The sequence below is a fragment of the Phormidium tenue FACHB-1052 genome (assembly GCF_014696675.1).
Classification (GTDB): domain Bacteria; phylum Cyanobacteriota; class Cyanobacteriia; order Phormidesmidales; family Phormidesmidaceae; genus Nodosilinea; species Nodosilinea tenuis_A.
Window position 1 is genome coordinate 823,963 of the sequence record NZ_JACJQN010000001.1, and the last position, 14,567, is coordinate 838,529.

General features: G+C 55.8%; 13 protein-coding genes. 6 read left to right on the plus strand and 7 right to left on the minus strand.

Annotation, left to right across the window (positions count from 1 at the left end):
• Positions 1-244: 244 nt before the first annotated feature.
• Positions 245-1,153, minus strand: a complete 909-nt coding sequence (locus H6G07_RS03790; RefSeq protein WP_073606360.1) for an SDR family oxidoreductase — start codon at positions 1,151-1,153, stop codon at positions 245-247.
• A gap of 20 nt (positions 1,154-1,173) precedes the next feature.
• Here H6G07_RS03790 and H6G07_RS03795 point away from each other — a divergent pair, with 20 nt between their 5' ends.
• From H6G07_RS03795 to H6G07_RS03805, 3 genes are all read left to right on the plus strand, one after another.
• Positions 1,174-2,532 carry a mechanosensitive ion channel family protein gene (locus H6G07_RS03795; RefSeq protein WP_242026590.1) on the plus strand — a complete coding sequence of 453 codons (1,359 nt, stop codon included), beginning with the start codon at positions 1,174-1,176 and terminating at the stop codon, positions 2,530-2,532.
• A gap of 65 nt (positions 2,533-2,597) precedes the next feature.
• A complete protein-coding gene (locus H6G07_RS03800) occupies positions 2,598-3,614 on the plus strand; it encodes an endonuclease/exonuclease/phosphatase family protein (protein WP_073606358.1) in 1,017 nt (338 codons plus the stop codon).
• Positions 3,615-3,751: 137 nt separating this feature from the next.
• Positions 3,752-4,960, plus strand: coding sequence for an anion transporter (locus tag H6G07_RS03805; protein WP_073606357.1), 1,209 nt, complete (start codon positions 3,752-3,754; stop codon positions 4,958-4,960).
• 135 nt (positions 4,961-5,095) lie between these two features.
• Here the strand turns inward: H6G07_RS03805 and H6G07_RS03810 are convergent, their stop codons facing one another.
• From H6G07_RS03810 to H6G07_RS03820, 3 genes are all read right to left on the minus strand, one after another.
• Positions 5,096-5,719: a response regulator transcription factor gene (locus H6G07_RS03810; protein WP_338420672.1), complete on the minus strand. Its 624-nt coding sequence runs from the start codon at positions 5,717-5,719 to the stop codon at positions 5,096-5,098.
• A gap of 51 nt (positions 5,720-5,770) precedes the next feature.
• Positions 5,771-6,877 (minus strand): sensor histidine kinase, encoded by a 1,107-nt coding sequence (locus tag H6G07_RS03815; protein ID WP_084172799.1) that lies wholly within the window; start codon positions 6,875-6,877, stop codon positions 5,771-5,773.
• 108 nt (positions 6,878-6,985) lie between these two features.
• Complete coding sequence (locus H6G07_RS03820; RefSeq protein WP_084172798.1) at positions 6,986-8,407, minus strand: ammonium transporter; 1,422 nt, start codon at positions 8,405-8,407, stop codon at positions 6,986-6,988.
• Between the two features lie 684 nt (positions 8,408-9,091).
• Between H6G07_RS03820 and H6G07_RS03825 the strand changes: the two genes are divergently transcribed.
• Together H6G07_RS03825 and H6G07_RS03830 are read left to right on the plus strand one after the other, a co-directional pair.
• On the plus strand, positions 9,092-10,585 hold the full coding sequence (locus H6G07_RS03825) for a polysaccharide deacetylase family protein (protein WP_073606355.1): 1,494 nt from the start codon (positions 9,092-9,094) through the stop codon (positions 10,583-10,585).
• Between the two features lie 110 nt (positions 10,586-10,695).
• Positions 10,696-11,955 carry a glycosyltransferase family protein gene (locus H6G07_RS03830; RefSeq protein ID WP_073606354.1) on the plus strand — a complete coding sequence of 420 codons (1,260 nt, stop codon included), beginning with the start codon at positions 10,696-10,698 and terminating at the stop codon, positions 11,953-11,955.
• A gap of 197 nt (positions 11,956-12,152) precedes the next feature.
• Here H6G07_RS03830 and H6G07_RS03835 read toward each other — a convergent pair whose 3' ends face one another.
• The 3 genes from H6G07_RS03835 to H6G07_RS03840 form a co-directional block, all read right to left on the minus strand.
• Positions 12,153-12,944: a hypothetical protein gene (locus H6G07_RS03835; protein WP_073606353.1), complete on the minus strand. Its 792-nt coding sequence runs from the start codon at positions 12,942-12,944 to the stop codon at positions 12,153-12,155.
• Positions 12,945-13,123: 179 nt separating this feature from the next.
• Positions 13,124-13,312, minus strand: a complete 189-nt coding sequence (locus H6G07_RS27280; RefSeq protein WP_073606352.1) for a DUF8622 domain-containing protein — start codon at positions 13,310-13,312, stop codon at positions 13,124-13,126.
• A 4-nt stretch (positions 13,313-13,316) separates the two neighbouring features.
• The gene (locus H6G07_RS03840; RefSeq protein ID WP_073606351.1) at positions 13,317-13,568 is read right to left on the minus strand and encodes a TIGR03643 family protein; all 252 of its coding nucleotides are present in this window, start codon (positions 13,566-13,568) and stop codon (positions 13,317-13,319) included.
• 286 nt (positions 13,569-13,854) lie between these two features.
• On the opposite strand from H6G07_RS03840, the gene H6G07_RS03845 reads away from it, so the two are divergent.
• Positions 13,855-14,358, plus strand: coding sequence for a helix-turn-helix domain-containing protein (locus H6G07_RS03845; protein ID WP_073606350.1), 504 nt, complete (start codon positions 13,855-13,857; stop codon positions 14,356-14,358).
• Positions 14,359-14,567: the final 209 nt, after the last annotated feature.

Sequence of the window (14,567 nt, forward strand, 5' to 3'; positions counted from 1 at the left end):
TTTACTTTACTTTACACTTCTCACCCGGGCTTCTACCTTTCAGCAGATGCTACCTCCAGCGGCGATGGGCTGACCCTCACTTTGACACCCCCTTATATTCAGAACAGGGCTACAGACCAGTGCCCTTAAACAGGAGCGCTGGTGCCTTTTTAGCATTGAATAATTACAGAAAGATGACGAAAAGATGACAGTAGCAGCGCTAGGAAGCGCTGGTTAGTGCCGGCGCTAGCCCAAGCCAGGCAAGCTAGGGGTAGAGCCAGACCTGGGTTGTCTGGAGCCCAGCCACCACGCCCCTGGCCTGATACCCGAGTTCCGAGGCCCGCTGGCTGTTAGACGACACATCCGGTGGGCGGGCAGCAGGCATAGAAACATCGGCCTGTTTACTCGGCACTAGCAGCGCTTGGTCAAACCCAAACACCTCGACCAGGTGCAGGCCAAAGGCGTAGCGGCTGAGGCGATCGGGGCCGCCGAGGTGCAGCAGCCCGGATGCCCGCTCCAGGGCCAGCAGCAGGCCAGCGGCGGCATCCTCCACGTAAGCCGGGGTGCGAAACTCGTCGGTAAACAGGTGTAGGGGCTGCCCCGCCTCCAGGGTGCGCAGAAACCCCTGCAAAAAGCATTCTGCCGTTGGGCTTTGGGGGCCGTACAGCAGCGGCATGCGGCAGATGGCGGCGGCGGGATGGGCGGCCTGAATGATGGCTTCAGCTTCGACCTTATGGCGACCGTAAACGTTGATCGGGCTGGGGGGAGAGGTTTCGTCGTAGGGGGCCGCCTGGCCGTCAAACACCTGGTCGGTGGAGGTGAAGACAAAGGGAATTTGACGCTCACCGCAAAACTGAGCCAGCACCCGCGTGGCCTCAACATTCATGGCATAGGAGAGATCGGGTTCCTGCTCACAGCGGTTGGGCTGCGACAGGGCAGCGGTGTGAATCACAGCGTCGGGGGCGACCTGGACGAGCCAGTCTTTGAAGGCGATCGCATCGGTGAGGTCAATACAGTGCAGCTCGACCCCCGGCAGCGGCGGTGCGTGGCGGTGGTAAGTGCCCTCGACCTGCCAGGTCGCCTGGGCCGCGCGGGCCAGATGCCAGCCCAAAAAACCGCTAGCCCCGGTAATCAGCAGGCGGCGGTGGGTTGAGGCCAAGGTTGGGTGTGCCATAGCGCCCGAGATGGGATTGAATGAAGGTTTGTCGAGCGATGCACCTAGGGGAGTTAGACAACCGTATGGCTTGGGGAAGACGGCACCATCGGCGGTGGCTCTGGCTGGTAGCGCTGGGCCTAGGCTTGGCCCTCTGCCTCGGCGGGCCAGCGCCCCACCGGGGCCTGCCCGCCTTGGCTCAGACCACGGTAGACCCAGCGGAACAATTTTTTGCCGACGTGCTGGTGCGGGGGCAGCCTGTACTTCAGGTGGGGGGCTTGCCCGATATTAGCGCAGCCGATCGGGCAGGGCAAATCAACCGGCGCATTGCCGCTCTGCTCAACCAGACCGATAACCCAGACCCCATTACCGTCAACGTCGATCGCGATCGCGACCTGGCCACCCTGCAAGTCAACCAGCAGGTGATCATGACCGTAACCCAGCAAGACGCGCTGGACTTTAACACCGACCTGGCTTCCCTGGGCCAGCGCTGGGCCGTCCTGCTCAACCAGGCCATGGCGCGCACTAACCTGGCGGCGGCGGTGTCCTATCGCATTCGTGGCACTGCCCAGCAGCTAGTGAGAAACACCCTAGATAACCTGCCTGCACTACTGGGGGCGCTGGTGGTGCTGGTGCTGACCTGGCTGCTGGCGGCGGTGGTGCGCCACGCCGTGCTGGTGTGGGCCGCAAAAACCGAGGGCGATCGCACCACCGAAGAGCTGATCAGCCGCCTCTGCTACGGCGGCGTGTGGACTTTGGGCTCTGTGGTAGCCCTTGGGGTAATGGGGCTCAACTTCGCTGCCCTGCTGGGCACGTTGGGCCTCACCAGCGTCGCCATCGGTTTTAGCCTGCGCGATGTGCTGAGCAACTACATTTCTGGGGTGATTTTGCTAGCCACTCGGCCCTTTCGCATTGGTGACCAGATCGTCATTAACAATTTCGAGGGCACGGTGACTCAAATCCAGCTGCGGGCTACCACGGTGCAAACCTACGACGGTCGCCTGGTCTACATTCCCAACCAGGAAGTGTTTCAGAGCAGCATTACCAACAACACCGCCTCGCCCGTGCGCCTCAGTAGCGTCACCGTGGGCATCGACCACGACGCCGACTTGCCCGACTTGTTTAACCGCATGCAGCAGCAGATGAAGCAAATTGAGGGGGTTGAGCTTGACCCCGAACCCATTGTGCTGGTGCGAGAATTGACCCCCAGCACCGTGAACCTTGAGGCACAGTTTTGGGTGAACTCTCGAAAACAGTCGTTTTTGCAAGTGACCTCTCAAGTCTTAGCCGCCATCAAGCTAACGCTGCAAGACGCCCAGTTTGCCGAAACCAATGCCCCCGAAGACATGGCGATCGAGCCCCTCTCCAACGAGCCCCTACCCAATCCTCCCATCCCTTGAGCAGCATCTATAGCCGCTAGCGGCAGCGGCGCTATTCTTAAACGCACCCCCACTCAGCGGCAGCTATGGAACGCAATCAGTTTCGCATTGGCACCTTCAACCTCAACAACCTGATGCTGCCCGATCGCGAGTTTTACCCTGGCGAGGTGCATTCCCAGGTCAACTATCTCAAAAAGCTCACCTGGATTGGGGCCCAGCTCGATCGCATGAAGGTCGATATCTGCGGCTTTCAGGAGGTGTTTCACCGGGGGGCGCTAAAAGAAGCGTTGCACCGCAGCGAATACCACCAGCAGCACGAGATTGTTATGGCTGAAGGGTTTGGGCGGGGGCCGGGGGTGGCGCTGGCGACCCGGTTTCAGGTTTTGGGGCAGCGCATGTACGACGAGTTTCCGCCCGAGAGCGTGCTCGATTTGGAGGGGGCTGAGATCCCAATTCGGCGGTTTTCGCACCCGGTATTAGCGGTTGATCTGGCTCTAACTGAGGCGATTCACTGCACCGTGTTTGTAGTGCACCTGAAGTCAAAGCGACCCATGATGACCAACGGTGTCGACCGCAGCGATCCGGTCGAAATTGCTAAGGGCTATGCCCGCTCACTGATTCGCCGCACTGCCGAGGCCGCTGCCCTGCGGTTTTTGCTGATGGAGGGGCTGCGCGATCGCCGCTACCCGGTGATTGTCATGGGCGATGTCAACGACAACCACACCGCCGTCACCACCCAAATCGTGGCTGGGCAGCCCCCCTGGGAACGCTGGCCCTACCGCAAAAAAGCCCCAGTGTGGGATGTGCTGCTGTACCAGGCAAAAGACATTCAGGCCCGGCTGGGCTACGGCGACCACTACTACACCCACATTCACAACGGCCACTATGACAGCCTCGACCACATCATGGTGAGCGAAGAATTTTCGGCCCAAAACCGCGATCGCATTGGCCGAGTCACCTACGTCTCAGTGTTTAACGACCACCTGTTTGATCAAACCCTGCTCGACGACAACATCGAACCCTGGCAGTCTGACCACGGCCAGGTGGTGGCCACCATCGAACTCAACCCGCCCTTGTCAAGTCGTCCCCAGTTAGTGGTCTAAGGGGGTCAGGGGAGAAATCGCCAACGGGTTAGTTCCAAATCAATGGGAATTAAATAGAGTCGGGGTGGATAGGAACTTAGGGTAAAGTCGGGGTTTCAACGGCTGCTGACATTGGGTTTATCTCTGTGGCCTCTGGCATGACATTGACCTTGAACTGGCTGACTCTGGGGCAGGGGTTGGTGCTGGCGCTCAGCTACCTGGGGCTGGCACTGGGCTACGTGCCAGGCCTGCGGATGAACCGGGCCACCATTGCCCTGGTCAGTGCAGCGGTGCTGGTGGCCCTGGGCACCCTGTCTCTGGAAGCCGCCTGGGCCGCCATTGATGCCAACACCATTGTGTTTTTGCTCAGCATGATGGTGGTCAACGCCTACCTCTCCTACGCCGGTTTTTTTGCCCTGGCCCTGGTGCAGCTACTGCGCTTGACTCGCAGCCCCCTGGGTCTGCTGGTGCTGTTGACTCTAGGCACGGGGGCGCTGTCGGCGGTGTTTCTCAACGACACCCTGGCCCTGGTGAGCACGCCGCTGACCCTACAGCTCACCCGGGCGCTCAAACTCAACCCAGTACCCTACCTGCTGGCGATCGCCGGAGCGACCAACACCGGCTCCCTCGCCACCCTCAGCGGCAACCCACAAAATATTTTGGTGGGGTCGTTTTCAGACATTGGCTACCTGGCCTTTGCACAAGCACTGCTGCCGATCGCGGTGGTGGGGCTGGCCTTGCAAGTCGGCCTGCTGTGGTTGCTCTATCCAGAGGTGCGATCGCTGACCCCCTGCCCACCGCCAGTGCTGCCTCGCCTGCGCCTGCATCGGCCCCTGCTGGTCAAAACCACCGTGGTATCGGCCCTGCTGCTGAGCGCGTTTATTGTGGGCCTGCCCCTGGCCGAGTCGGCCTTTGTGGCCGCCGCCGCCCTGCTGATTACCCGCCGTATCAAGCCCGAGCGGGTGCTAGGGGCGGTCGATTGGTCGCTGCTGGTCATGTTTTCGGGGTTGTTTATTCTCACGGAGGCGGTGCGATCGCTCCAGGTGCTCGACGCGGTAGCCCCGTGGGTCGCTCACCCCGCCGGGCTGCTAGTGGTAACGGCGGGGCTTTCTAACCTGATCTCCAACGTGCCTGCGGTACTGCTGATTCAGGGCCTCATTGCCCCAGACGATACCCAGAGCTGGCTGCTGCTGGCGGCGGGCTCTACCCTGGCGGGCAATCTCACCCTATTTGGCTCGGTGGCCAACCTGATCACGGTGGAAGCTGCCGCGGCGGCGGGCTATCCCGTCACCGTCTGGCAGCACCTGCGCTTTGGTCTGCCGCTCACCCTGCTCACCCTGGCGCTGACCTATGTTTGGGTCGTTTAGAGCTGTGGAATAGCCTCCCATAAAGCAGTGGTAGCACTGACAGGGCGATTCAGCTATTGCTAAACCTTCACCAGGCTGGAGGGGGTAGGTTGAGCCCTTAGCAACCACGCGCTCAACCCCTCGGTCAACCAGACCTTAGGTATTGGAAGGTGATGTAATCAGGCCTTTTTGCAGTGCAAGAAGGGCGGCTTGGGTGCGATCGCGCACATCCAGCTTTTGCAAAATGGCATGGATATGAACTCTAACGGTGCCTGGAGTAATGTAAAAGGCTTCTGCAATTTCTTGAGTCGTCTTGCCCACCGTAATTAGCTGCAAAATTTGTTTTTCTCGGGGTGTCAACAGAAACTCAGGGGCTCTTTTCGATTGGGCAATATTCTGAATTTCAAGGGTTGCCGTGTGATCCCACCAGGAAGCTCCGGCGATGACCGATCTAAGGGCTAAAACCAAGCTCTCTGGAGCACCACCTTTCAAAAAATATCCCCGCACGCCTATCTCAATCAACTGATTTATCAGAGCGCTATCGGCCCGCGACGTGAGTATCAAAATGGGTAGCTGAGGACATTTCTGCTTAGCCTGACGACAGACCTCGACACCGCCAATTCTCGGCAGTCCAATATCGAGCAAAACTATGTCAAACTCGTGTTGTTCTACCAGATTAAGCGCCGTTTCGCCGTCCCCAGCCTCTATAACAGCTTCGATGTCAGCTTCCTGCTGCAACTTCATGCACAGTCCTAAACGAAAGAGTTCATCGTCTTCCACTAAGAGAACTCGCAGCCTTGGAGCATCCATGGTCAATAGTTGTGAAGGAAGTTAGACAGATTGTCCCGGCAGACGAAAGCCAAACAGTGCCCCGCAAGGCGTACGGTTTTCAGCCCAAATTTTGCCTCCGTGGGCCTCAACAATCTGCCGAGATAAGTATAGACCTAAACCCGAGCCCTTGGCCTGGCGATCGCTACACCCCTGGTAGAACCGTTCAAACAGCTGGGGCAGCTCTTCTGGGCGAATCCCTAACCCTTCATCTAATACTTTGACCACCTGCTGATTGAGTTCAGAATCCTGACAAACTTCTAAAACAATGTCAACTCTGCCATCTATAGGGGAGTGATAAATAGCATTAATCAACAAATTTGATATCACTCGATGAAGCTGCAAGCAATCTCCGTCAACCCAGCAGGACTCTGCCGCTATAGCAGTTGGGCTAAAGCTAATCGAAACCCGGTAGCTCGAGGCTAAATCACTTAAAGTATGAACAACTTGCTCTACCAATTCGACTAAATTGACGCGCGATATTGTAAGCCGAACCCCCTCCGCATCATTACGGTAGATGTCTAATACAGTTTCAACCAGGTGCAAGCTAGTTTTCTGGCTGCGCATCATGGTTGCCAATACCTGTTGCTGAGCCTCCGTGACGCGGCCAAAACGCTCCTGCTGAAAGACTTCTAGCGTCTCTATAGCGCCCAGCAAAGGCGTTTTAAGGTCATGGGTTAAAGTAGAAACAAAATTTTCCCGAAAGGTGGCCAGTTGTTCTTGTAGCTGTAGCTTTGTTTGCTGTTGGGCAATGGCTTCCTCATAGTAGCGATTGCGGTGGCTTAGCACCCCCGCCACCACGATTGCAGCGACGGCAATAATGCGATTGCCAACCGTATAGGGGGTAATAATGTGGCTACCGGGAATCCACAAGTTAAAAAGAGTTAAAAAAGACGCCAGTAGCGTTAAACGAAATGCAAAATGTGAGTTTAATCGTAGGGTGGCGAGCAGAATAGGGCCAATGTATAAATAACTAAAGACATAGTCTGCTGATGAAAACAGTTCCAGCAATATAATAATTACAAATAAGCTACCTGTTATCCAAAGAATGCCTAATTGAGAAACTGGGCGCAATTCATGGGGTCTTTGGTCAATGAGTCGGTCAGCCATAGAGCCACCCAGGGGAACTTGCCTCAAAAATAGCAGGAGCCAGAATACTAAGCCTTTTAGTACTCTAGCTCCTGCTGTTTGAAAAGACACCGTTTACAAGGTCAACAGCTAATGGCTTGGGTTACCGGTAGTGGTCGCACTAAAGTCAGAAGTTAACTGTTCACCATAGCCAACTTCGCTGTGCTCGGTTGGGTCTAAGCCCTGGGTTTCTACCTCCAGTGAAACCCGTAACCCCATAATTGCGTGCAGAATTTTGAGCAAGACAAAGGTGCCGACTCCGGCAATTATATAGGCGATCGCCACCGCCGCAATCTGCTTCAGGAGCTGTCCCGGGTTCCCGTAGAGCAGGCCATTGGCACCAAACTCATTCACATCGGTACTGGCAAACACTCCGGTCAGAATTGCCCCTACCGTCCCACCAACCCCGTGCACTGGGAAGGTATCTAGGGCATCATCAATACCCATTTTGTTCTTGATGCGGATGGCATAGTAGCAGCAAAACGCGGTGATGCCCCCAATTAACAAGGCTGCCACCGGAGTCACAAAGCCAGCCGCAGGGGTAACGCCGACTAGACCGGCAACCAGCCCCGTGGCAAGGCCCACCGCCGTCGGCTTACCTGTTAACACCCATTCCATCAAAATCCAGACCAGACCTGCTGCCGCCGCACCACAGTTGGTAGCAACAAATGCAACCGTTGCTAACCCTCCCGAAGCTAAAGCGCTGCCTGCGTTAAACCCGAACCAGCCAAACCAAAGCAGACCAGCCCCCAACATAATGAACGGGACATTGTGAGGCGCTGTTAGCCCACTGGGGTAGCTCTTACGATTGCCTAAAACTAAAGCCGCTACTATGGCAGAAACTCCAGAACTAATGTGGACAACGGTACCGCCAGCAAAATCAAGGGCACCAAAGCCACCGTATAGACCTATAAATCCGCCTTTGGCCCACACCATGTGAGCTAGAGGGCAGTAAATGAAGATGGACCACAGTAAAACAAACCAAAAATAGGTCTTAAACTTTAGTCGCCCGACCAAAGCTCCTGAGATTAGGGCAGGCGTAATGATGGCAAACATGCCCTGAAACATCATGAATGCCTGGTGGGGAACCGTCGCGGCATAGGATACGACAGCCTCTGGCTCAGAACCAAGCAAGTAGTCAGTAGTTTCTAGTCCAACCCCATTGAGAAAGAGCCATTGCAATCCACCGATGAAGGGTGTCCCTGGGGCAAATGCCAGGCTATATCCCCACAGAATCCACGTGACGCCGACAAGCAGCATGAGCACAAAGCTCATCATCAACGTATTAAGAACGTTTAGAGATCGGACAAAACCGCCATAGAAAAATGCCAGGCCCGGCGTCATTAAGAGTACTAACGCTGTACAGAACAATATAAATGCTGTATCTGCTGCGGTTTGGGCTGTAGCTGCCGCTTCAAGCGGATCAGGTGCCTGGGCCCATGCCTCCCCCGGAAATAGCCCTAGGGTTAAACCGAGGGCGATCGCCAACGTTGTCAGAATCCGAATACCCACGTCTGATTACTCTCCGGAACTCAAAACACTGTCAAATCATATTCATAACCAATTCAAACTACCTACAGAAAGAAACAGGAAAATGTAGCTATTTTTGCAGTTTATGCCATTCAAACGTTTGTTATAGATGAAACTAAACGCTCATATAGAATGGCTTTTTCGTGGCAGCCTGCTACGATCAATGGCTATCGAAGACAATCCTTAAAAAGGCTATTAGCTGAACCTTTAAAGCTCAACTAGTGGCTCAACACACTTAGACATCACTAAGGATTCAGCCTCTGCGGAGGCTGAATCCTTTTGTTTTTTCCAAGATAATTAAGAATTATTTGCAGTCTACGCATGACCAGCAATACTTTTAATCAAAGTTCAGCTTGGCGAAACTCAAATTTTCTACACCAACCAATTTCAAGCACAAACATCGGGAAAAATGACTCAGTCGTGAGGGGAGTCAGTTGGATGATGTAGCCTAGATTGGCCCATCCAGGCCGGTGGCGTTAGTACTATTCTTGTAGAGATATATTTTTCATAGGAAGCCAGGTCTATTATTGACCTCTGCTGATAGGTGATTTGCTAGACCACGAAATGTTACTGGCTGTGGTGTAACTGTTCCCCACAGTGCAACACTAAACTAGTGACCATAGGCTTTCTCGGCGGCAGTCGGGAGGCCAACCGTTGGAGGTTTCTATGACCGGTGTTGTGCTCTCTCCTGTAGACTGGCCCGCCCTTGAAGAGGGGCTGCCCCCGCTGTCGGGTCGAGAGGCCGATATCGCCGGTATCATGGCTAACCCAGAGCCGGTGTTTTTGTCCCACACCAACCTAAATTTGGCCGATATTTCGGCGGGCTTTGCGATCGCCCTGCACATGCACCAGCCCACCATTCCGGCTGGGGCCACGGGTGAATTGATCAACCACCTCCAATACATGTTTGAGCATCCCTACGACGGGGATAACCACAACGCGGGCACCTTTGCCTACTGCTACGCCCGCCTGGGCGACTTTATTCCAGAGCTGGTGAATAACGGCTGCAACCCCCGCGTCATGCTCGATTACTCGGGCACCCTGCTGTGGGGCCTGCAACAGATGGATCGGCAAGATATCTTGGCCAAGCTGCGCCGCCTGGCCTGCGACCCCACCTATCAACCCTACGTCGAGTGGCTGGGCACCTGCTGGGGCCACGCGGTGGTGCCCTCAACCCCGGTGCCCGACCTCAAGCTGCACATTCGCGCCTGGCAGCACCACTTTGCCACCCTATTTGGCCCCGAAGCTCTGGCTCGGGTGCGGGGCTTTTCGCCACCAGAAATGCACCTGCCCAACCATCCCGACGTGCTCTACGCCTTTGTCAAAACCCTCAAGGACTGCGGCTACCGCTGGATGCTGGTGCAGGAGCACACGGTGGAATCGATCGAGGGGCATGGCCTATCGCAGCCCCACCTGCCTCACCGACTGGTAGCCCGCAATGCCCAGGGCGAGGTGGAAGAGATTGTGGTTCTCGTCAAGACTCAGGGTTCTGACACCAAACTGGTGGGTCAGATGCAGCCCTACTGGGAGGCCAAGACCTTGAGCCAAGTTGCCCTCGGCCACGCCACAGTGCCGCAGTTGGTCAGCCAAATCAGCGACGGCGAAAACGGCGGCGTGATGATGAATGAATTCCCCAGTGCCTTTATGCGCTCTTGGTACGAAATGCGCGACAACGGCGGCGGTCGCCAGGGCGTAGTGGGCTTTAACGGCACCGAATACCTGGAGCTGTTGGCAGCGGCGGGGTGCGGCCCGGAGACGTTCCCCACCTGTCAGGCGGTAGGGCAAGCGCGGCTGTGGCAGGCGATGGGTGACGCGAGTGGATCTGAGGCCGTGGCAGGGGCGATCGCCGCCCTGCGCGCCGAAGACAGCAACTTTTCCATGGAAGGCGGGTCTTGGACGGGCGATCGCAGCTGGGTTGTGGGCTACGACAACGTGCTCGACCCCATGCAGCGCCTGTCGGCCCAATTTCACCAAACCATGGCTCGTCAACCCGAGCGGGGCGATGCCCTAGAGGGCCAGCACCGCTATCGCAACGCCCTGATCCACAACCTGCTGCTGCAAACCAGCTGCTTTCGCTACTGGGGCCAGGGCACCTGGACGGGCTACGCCGAGGAGCTCTACCGCCGCGGCCAGGCCATATTGGCCCACGACTTTGCCTAAGGTGCAATCTATATACGACGGGCGGCGTTCGAGCATCGGGTAGTGATTCAGACATCTTGCGATCGCCACTTATCCCTATGATGAGACCTAGCATTAAGGGATAGCAGGGTATGGACTATAAGCAAGAGCTGATTACCACCATCCACGACCTGGGGTACGATACTGAGCGTCTAGAGCAGCGACTCACCGAGCTTAGCCAAACCCACCCTACCGCCGTGCTGATTCCGTCGCTCTACGAAGAGCTAGAGCGCCCGGCCCTGGCCACAATTCGCGACCACCTCAGCCACGCCCCGTTTGTCAATAACGTCATTGTCTGCCTCTACGCCGATACCTTTGAGCAGTATCGCCATGCGGTGCAGTTTTTCGAGCCGCTGCCCCAGCCCACCTTTGTTCTGTGGGAAAATGGGCCGCGCATTACCGACATTCTGCAAACTCTTAAAGACAAAGGGCTAGACCTACTGCGCTTTAAGGGCAAGGGTCGCGCCGTGTGGCTCGGGCTAGGAGTGGCTTCTCTGCACGCGGCGGCGATCGCCCTCCACGACGCCGACATTGTCACCTACGATCGCGCCTACCCCCTCAAGCTGCTCTACCCCCTGCTGGAGCAAGACTTTGGCATCGACTTCAGCAAAGCCTATTACGCTCGCGTCGGCGGCGATCCCCGTGGCATGCACGGTCGGGTCACCCGGCTGTTTGTCACCCCACTGATCACCTCCCTGATGGAGCTGTTTGGCTACCGCGACTACCTGCGCTACCTCAACGCCTACCGCTACCCCCTCTCAGGTGAGTTTGCCCTCTCCGCCGATCTGGCGCTGACTACCCGCATTCCCGGCAACTGGGGTTTAGAAGTGGGTCTGCTAGCCGAGGTCTACCGCAACATGGCCCTCAAGCGCATTGCCCAAATCGACCTGGGCGTTTTTGAGCACAAGCACCAGACCCTAGGCAGCTCCACCAATTCAGGGCTGCAAAAAATGTGCCGCGACATTCTGCAATCGGTGTTTAGAACCCTGACCGAAACCGAGCAGGTGGTGATTGGCCAAGACCACATTCGCGCCCTGCGGATCAAATACCGCCGCGAGGCCCAAAACCTCGCCCGCCAGTATTTCGTCGATGCCCGCTTCAACGGTCTAGAGTACGATCGCCACCAGGAAGAAATCACCATCGAAACCTTTGAGCAGGTGATTTTAGAAGCCGGCAACCAGTACCTCGACGATCCCACCGGCACTCAAATCCCCGACTGGACTCGTGCCCTAGCCGTCATCCCCGACCTGCGCGAGCAACTGCTCGATGCCATTCTCTCGGATATGGCCCAGGCGCGATCGGCTCCATCACCAGTAGCGGATACCACTGAGATGGCAGCCGCCGTTTATTAATCATTAGGCGTTGCTGATCAACAGTATGATTTGCCCCCCTAGCCCCCCAATCCTGGGGGGAACCAGACGACTTCAAAGCCCCCCAAATTTGGGGGGTTGGGGGGCGATGCAGCAACTGTTGCTTTTGCAGATTCATTCTTCAATTCAGCAACGCCAATCATTAATCAATTGTCTGTAATCAACCGGGTGCTGCACGCTTAGGCCGGGTTCTTTTTGGGCGTCCTGCTGGTGCTGCTCATGCTAGCTGGCAGCTCATTGCGGCTGCGCAACGTCACATTCGCCCCTTCGCTAGACTGTTCAATCACCAGCAGGGGAGTGGGCTTGGCCTTTTGATCCCAGTGCATATTGGCAATGCGGCCCTGGATGGTGGGCTGCCAGTGGGTTTCTTCCGCATCGGGGCTCATAAAGTTTTCAATACATTCCACTAGCTGACCGATGGTCGAAGAGGTGGCCTGGGTCGGCAGCTTGGCCAGCCGAATTTGAATGCGAAACAGCACCCGCTTTTTCGCGATCGGGTTGTCTTGAGGGGCATACTCGACATCAAATATCTCATCCACCACGCGGGGCTTGCTGGCCACACCGATCAGCCCTTCTTCAGCCTGACGGGGCCGCAGAGCAATACTAATTTTTTGCTTAACTTTGACCTTGAGCTGGTTCACAATCGACGTGTGGAAATGCTCTTCGTCCATGCGCATGCGCAGGTAGTCGAGGTTAAATTCGCGCGAGTGAATTAGGTCAGGGTTTTGCTCCATCTTGCTGATGGTTTTGAGCGCCAGCTTGACCTTTTTTTGCAGCTCTTGATTTTTGTAGGATTCAAATTTGAGCTGTTTTACCAGACGGCGAGTTTGCAGGTGAGAATAGACACCCAACCCTAGCAAAAGCACTAGCAACCCCCCAGACGAGAGCATCCAAGGGTTATCAAGCTGGGGCCGACTGGCGGCGGGCGCTTGGGCAAGGGTTGAATGCACCAGAACTGTGGAAGTTTTCATGGCTTGTGCATTAGGCGATTAACGGTTACACCTATAGTTCCCTCAACATAACCTGGTTTAATCTGGGTCTGTAAAGAATCGCCAAGATTTCTAATAAGCTTGAAACAAGCCTACGTGATTTTACAGAGCTTTTACGTGTTAAAGAAAAGCAATTACGGTTGGTAGAAATTAGGGGAGGGCTAGCTTTTTCTGAGGCGAGCTTTCCAGGTGCCGCCATAGCGATAATTGGGGTTTTGCTCGCTTTGAGTCCTTTGACAGGGAGGGCAGGCTAACACCCAGGCTGCTCCAGGGGCGCATCGAATGCGGTACCGCACTGTTGCTAAGGCCTGGCACAGGTCGCAGGGCTTGGCCTGCAGATGAGATGCCATGCCCCTATTTTTGGTTAGCCGACTTGAACCGGCCTAGGGCAAAGTCTCGCTTGTACTGATGCTTGGTATTGCGGCCCGTTACCCGCTTTCGCCATAGACGGAAGCTAGAGGGCTGCATGTAGCGACGCATGATAGCAATCACTTGTTTCTCTACTAGCCCGAACTGAGTCTCAATGGCCTCAAAGGGTGTGCGATCTTCCCAGGCCATTTCGATGACACGGTCAATGGTCTGGAGGTCAAGTTCAGGACGGGCCATAGGCGATTAGGAGGCAATATTGAGCAGAGCCAGCTTTGCTACCGTAACGAATCTATAGAGGCCAGTGCAACAGAGGCAGTGTTTGGCGCAGGGATAGCATCAACGATGTGACCAAAATAGCGATCGCGCTCCCCTTCAAGACCCTTCAGCTAAAGGGCTGGGGTGAACCGTCCAGAGCGGAGATTCTCGGGGTCTTGCCAGCTTGCGGTCATCAAGTCAGGTTTTTGCGTCATTATAGAGAGTCATATGGTTTACCGCTGAGATTGAGTCGCGATCGCGCCTACCTATGAAACCCGGCAGCAAATACTACCCTTTGTTCGATCATCTGAAGACCTCTGGCAAGGCCGAAGTTTTGCTGACCTTCGCCGATATCGAGGCCTTACTCGGGAACCCGCTACCTCACTCAGCAGTTGAGCGCAAAAACTGGTGGAGCAACCGGGATACCCCCGCCGCTCTCCAGGCTGGGGCCTGGGTAGGAGCGGGCTACCACGTCTACGACATTGATGTAGACAGCAAGACTGTTACCTTTCGCAAGTTTGAGTCTCAATACAACATTGAGCAAAAAGACGGCAAAATCGTTTGGCAGCAAGATGCCATTCGCGCCCTGCGCAAGCATATGAGCCTGACCCAAATGGAGTTTGCTGAGCAGATGGGCGTGCGCCGCCAAACCGTCAGCGAGTGGGAAAACGGGGTCTATGACCCCGATCGCAGCACCGCTAAGTTTTTAGAGCTAATCGCCAAACAGGCCAACTTCACCGCACCCCTACCCGAAGATCCCCAAAGGCTTTAATCGCGATCGGCCAACGTTGAAAAGAACCATCGGCTTGCGATAGGTAGCCAGTGGTTTGTTGCAATTTTGGGGTTTGCGCTGGCTCGATGCACCCTGGAGCTAGGGCTGATACTAAATCCGACTTAGTTACCCCTGAAATAGGGTAGGATGGGAGAATGCCAAGACCCCTCCATCTTGAACCTCATTTTTCAGCCGATGAGCTTAAAGCG